A 4747-nucleotide genomic window follows, 5' to 3' on the forward strand; every position below is an offset into this window, starting at 1 on the left:
CCGTAAGATCATCGGGAGGTCCTCCTCTTTCGCCAGCGAGAGGGGAGGACGGGAAGAGGGGCGAGCGGCCTGTTGGGTGCACCCCAGCAGGTGCCGGAAGCGCGGCTCGAGGACATAGACGTAGACCTCCTTGCGGGCCCCGTGGTACACGTAGCCGGGGCCGGATTTGCCATGGCCCGCCGTCTGGCCGAGGCCGTGCCAGTTGGCCGCGCGGTAGCACGTCCCGGTGAACCGCGCGGGATCCACGAAGGTCTCCACCAGCCAGAGGCGCGTCCCGAACCGCACCGCCCAATCCTGCGGGAGGCGGGCCAGGGCGCGGGCCAGCACGTGGGAGGCGAGGTTCTTGATCGCGACCCAAGGCAGGATGAGAAACCGGCTGTTGTTGACCACCCGGTCCAGATGGGCTTGCCGCTGCGCCGCGGACCAGCCAATCCACTGGTCCCGCACGCGCAGGGTGCGGGCGGGGGCGCTGAAGGACAGGGCCGCCACGGGTCGACCCTGGAGGAAGGCGAGGTACTTGAGGCGGTGGCCCAAGAGCTTCTGATACCCGAGATAATGATACCGGCGGACCAGCTGATCCCACAGCGGCTCCGCCGGCGAGTGGCTGGCCACCGCGATCGTGATCGGCGCCCAGGTCCGCAGATCGCCCCGCATCGGCGCGGTGTCGAGGGGAGCCTCGTCCGGCGCGGGACGCAAATGGCGGCCTGATCGAACACGTTCCGGCATGCTGATGTCGGCCCTGGCACAAGGCGCAGGCCTCCTGTGCTGCCGAAAGCTGCGTTCCCTCTCGGCAAGCGGATGGCGCCCTCTCTCACGCGCCCTGATGCCAGCTATGGTACACGCCGCCATGTAGCTTGTCTACTAAAAAAAGGTCGCTGTAGTGCTAGCCTGGATTTTCACGCGACCGAGTGGTGCTAACAGGTTGGCCGCAACCCTTGGGGTTCGCCCCCGGCCGTTGCGAGGGAAAACCCGTCGGACCCACGGCCAGAAGGGTTATTGTGTATGGTGTACTGATAGGATCGAAAGGCCATCCCTTGATCCCATGTGGTCCTGGTCCCCCTCCGGCCTGGCACGGTTTGCGCCGGCCCGCTGCCGTCGGAGGAGGCGGGGCGGGGCAGGCGTTGGACGAATCTGCTTGACGCCTACCCAGGAAGATAGTATACGCATTATGCAGGATGTCTTCACCGAATGCGATAACGGATCCGGCGGCCTATTTCCTGGAGCCCCAGCATCCCCGCCAGCGCCAGTACGAGGCCCTGCGGGCCTTCTTCGCCGAGGGGCAACCCTCGGGGGTGGCGGCGTGGCAGTTCGGCTACCCGCCCGGGTCCTTCCGCGTGCTCTGCCACAAGTTCCGGGCGGGGGCCCTGGGCCCCCTCTTCCGCGACCTGCCCCGGGGCCCGCAGGTCCAGGCCAAGAAGGAGCCGGCCCGCCCCCTGATCGTGGCCCTGCGCAAGCAGAACCTCTCCATCTACGACATCCACGACGCCCTGACGCAGCAGGGCCACCGCCTCAGCCTGACCGCGATCCACGAGGTGCTGCGGGCCGAGGGCTTCGCCCGGCTGCCCCGGCGGCGCGACGAGGAGCGGCCCCCGCGGCCGCGGCCCGAGCGGGCCGCGGTGGCCGATGTGCGCCAGTTCGCCCTGGCCCCCCGTACGGTGCCCACCACCCTGGGCGGCCTGTTCCTGTTCCTCCCCTGGCTGGTCCGCCTCGACGTGGAAGGGCTCCTCGCGGGCGCCCAGTTCCCCGGCACCCGCATGCTCCCCGCCGCGCAGGCCGTGCGGGCCGCCCTGGCCCTGAAGCTGACGAGCACCGAGCGCAAGAGCTACGTCATGGACCTGGTCTTCGACGAGGGGCTGGCCCTGTGGACGGGGCTGAACGTCCCGCCCACGACCACGTTCCTCAGCCAATACTCCGGCCGTTTGGGGCCCCGGCGCCTGGCGGCCCTGCTGGAGGGGTGGGTCCGGACCCTGCGGGCGCAGGACCTCCTCCCGGGGCACTCCTTCAATCTGGACTTCCACTCGATTCCCTTCTTCGGGGCGGACGAGTTCGTGGAGAAGCACTACCTCTCCCGGCGGAGCCGCCGGCAGCGGAGCGTGCTGGCCTTCCTGGTCCAGGACGCCGACACCCGGGTGCTCTGCTACTGCGACGCGGATCTGCGCAAGGGGGAGGAGGCCGACCAGGTGTTGGCCTTCGTCCGCTTCTGGACGCGGCAGACCGGCCAGCCGCCCCCCCACCTGGTCTTCGACGCCCAGCTCACCACCTACCGCAAGCTCCGCGAATTGCACGGCCTGGGGGTGCTCTTCCTCACCCTGCGGCGCCGCTCGCCGGGCGTCCTGCGGGAGATCGCCCAGCAGCCCCGCGGGGCGTGGCGCACGGTGCACCTGGACGTGCCCCGGCGGCTCTACCAGACCCCCAAGGTCATCGAGCAGCGGGTGTGGCTCAAGGAGTACGGGGGGGAATTGCGCCAGCTCTTCGTCAAGGACCTCGGCCACGAACACCCCACCGTGCTCCTGACCAACGATGTCCGCACGACCCCCGCGGCCCTCATCCTCCGCTCCGCCCGGCGCATGCTCATCGAGAACGGCCTGGCCGACGCCGTGAACTTCCTCCACCTCGATGCCCTCAGCTCCGCCGTGGCCCTCAACGTGAGCTTCGATGTGCTGCTGACCACCATGGCCACGGGGCTGTATCGCCTGTTGGCCCTCAAGCTCCGGGGGTTCGAGCGGGCCCAGCCCCGCCAGATCTGGCGCCGCTTCCTCAAGAGCCCCGCCCAGGTGTCCGTCACCGAGCGGGAGGTGGTCGTGGAGTTGCCCCGTCGGGCTCACAATCCGATCCTCATCGCCTCGGGCTTACTCGAGGAGCGGACCGTGGTGCCCTGGTGGAACGGCCGCAGCCTGCGCTTCGAGATCCCCTGACCTTGTGGTCCGAAGTGTTAGTCCTTTTAGTGGCGTGAAAATCCAGTGCTAGTACTACTACGTTAAGTTATTCTTGACTTGCCTCGGAGTCTGTCGTATGCTGCGACTCCATGAACACCAAGGAGCTTGCGCGCTGCCGCGCCCGATTGGAGCGCTTCCTGGGGGATCTGCTCGCCCCGCTCGGGCGCAAGGATCGCCGTCACTGGGGCGAGGTCTACGTCCGCGGCCTGCTCCTCGACGGGGAGCGCAAGTCCATCGAGCCGCTGGCCCAGCGCCTGCCCGACGGCGATGTCCAGGCATTGCAGCAACTCCTCGGGCAGAGCCCCTGGGACGAGACGCCGGTGCGCGCCCACCTGGCCCAGCGCATGGCGCACGAGTTGAGCCCCGGGGCGGCCTGGGTGGTGGACGAGGTCGGCTTCCCCAAGCAGGGGAAGCACTCCGTCGGCGTCGCCCGGCAGTACTGTGGCACCTTAGGGAAGGTGGGCAACTGCCAGGTGGCCGTCTCCCTGAATTTCACCACCGACGACGGCAGCTTCCCCGTGGACTGGCGCCTGTATCTGCCCCAGCGCTGGACGGCCGATCCCGCCCGGTGCGCGGCGGCGGGGGTCCCGGCGGACACCCCCTTCCAGACAAAGTGGGAACTCGCCCTGGCCTGCTGCGATCAGGCGCGGGCCTGGGCGGTGCCCGACGGGGTCGTCCTGGCGGATAGCGGCTATGGGGACGTCCCCGCGTTCCGCGAGGGGCTGGAGGCCCGCGGCCTCCGCTACGTCGTCGAGGTCGACCGCACCGGCCTGGTGTGGACGACGCCCCAGACGCGGCAGCCGGTCCCCTACCGCGGCCGGGGGCCGCGCCCCAAGCCGCAGTACGTGGGGCCGCCGCCCGAGGCCGTCACGGCCGTGGCCCGCCGGCTGCCCCGCACCGCGTGGCGGACGATCCGCTGGCGCGAGGGAACCAAGGGGCCCATGGAGAGCCGGTTCGCCGCCTGCCGCGTCCAGCCGGCCCCCGGGTACCGCGAGGGGGCCCCGGAGCAGCCGGTGGGCTGGCTCCTCATCGAGTGGCCCCTGGGGGCGGAGGCCCCGCTCAAGTACTGGCTGGCGAACCTGCCGGCCGCCACGACGCTGCGGCGCTTGGTGCGCTGGGCGAAGAGCCGCTGGCGCATCGAGCAGGACTACCGCCAGCTCAAGCGTGAGCTCGGCCTGGATCACTTCGAGGGGCGCGGGTGGCGCGGGTGGCATCATCACGTCACGCTCGTCTCCGTGGCCTACGCCTTCCTCATGCTCGAAGCGCTGCGCGGAAAAAAAAACTTCTGGATGGACCCTGCCGAGGACGCGCCGGGAGATCCAGCGGCTCCTGGCGACGTGGACGGGGATGTGCCGCACGTGCGGCCAGCGGGTTGAGGGCTTGTGGATCGACTCGTCATGAACTTAACGTAGTAGTACTAGCACAATTCCAGTCATCGCCTTGCTCCACGCCTTCGGCCTGAGCCAGGGACTCGCCGCATTTCTCCTTGACGGGCGCCGGGGCATTTGATATGAGGAGCCCACCTTCCGGAAAACCACGTGGTGGAGTGAGGGTAGGAGCAAGGCCGTGGCCCCGGGGGAGCATCGTTCGCCCCCAACCAGCCGCCGTTGCGCACAAGGAAGGCCCTGTGCGGATCCTAACGCCGCACAGGGCTTTTTCGTCTTGGCCCCGGTCCCTGGGGGGGCTGGTCAAGGCCGCGCCCCACCTCAGGTCGGCGCATCGAAGGGGCGGCCCAGGCATGTGCTCGGTGCGGCGGGCCGCCGCCGCGCCATCCGCACGTGCTGAATGCGCGGGCGGGGCTGATGCCCGCG

General features: G+C 69.6%; 2 protein-coding genes and 1 pseudogene. 2 read left to right on the forward strand and 1 reads right to left on the reverse strand.

Annotation, left to right across the window (positions count from 1 at the left end; genetic code table 11):
- On the reverse strand, positions 1–654 hold a 654-nt coding region (locus HYV93_07600), incomplete at its 3' end, for a DUF4338 domain-containing protein (GenBank protein ID MBI2525834.1).
- A gap of 521 nt (positions 655–1175) precedes the next feature.
- Between HYV93_07600 and HYV93_07605 the strand changes: the two genes are divergently transcribed.
- Positions 1176–2915 (forward strand): hypothetical protein, encoded by a 1740-nt coding sequence (locus HYV93_07605; protein ID MBI2525835.1) that lies wholly within the window; start codon positions 1176–1178, stop codon positions 2913–2915.
- Positions 2916–3025: 110 nt separating this feature from the next.
- Positions 3026–4204, forward strand: a pseudogene (locus HYV93_07610) (IS701 family transposase).
- The last annotated feature ends 543 nt before the right edge of the window (positions 4205–4747 follow it).

The sequence above is a fragment of the Candidatus Rokuibacteriota bacterium genome (genome assembly GCA_016188005.1).
Lineage (GTDB): Bacteria > Methylomirabilota > Methylomirabilia > Rokubacteriales > CSP1-6 > UBA12499.

Bases quoted from the DNA above. Each gene is read 5' to 3' on its own strand.
- HYV93_07605 (MBI2525835.1), top strand. From the start codon at position 1,176: ATGTCTTCACCGAATGCGATAACGGATCCGGCGGCCTATTTCCTGGAG.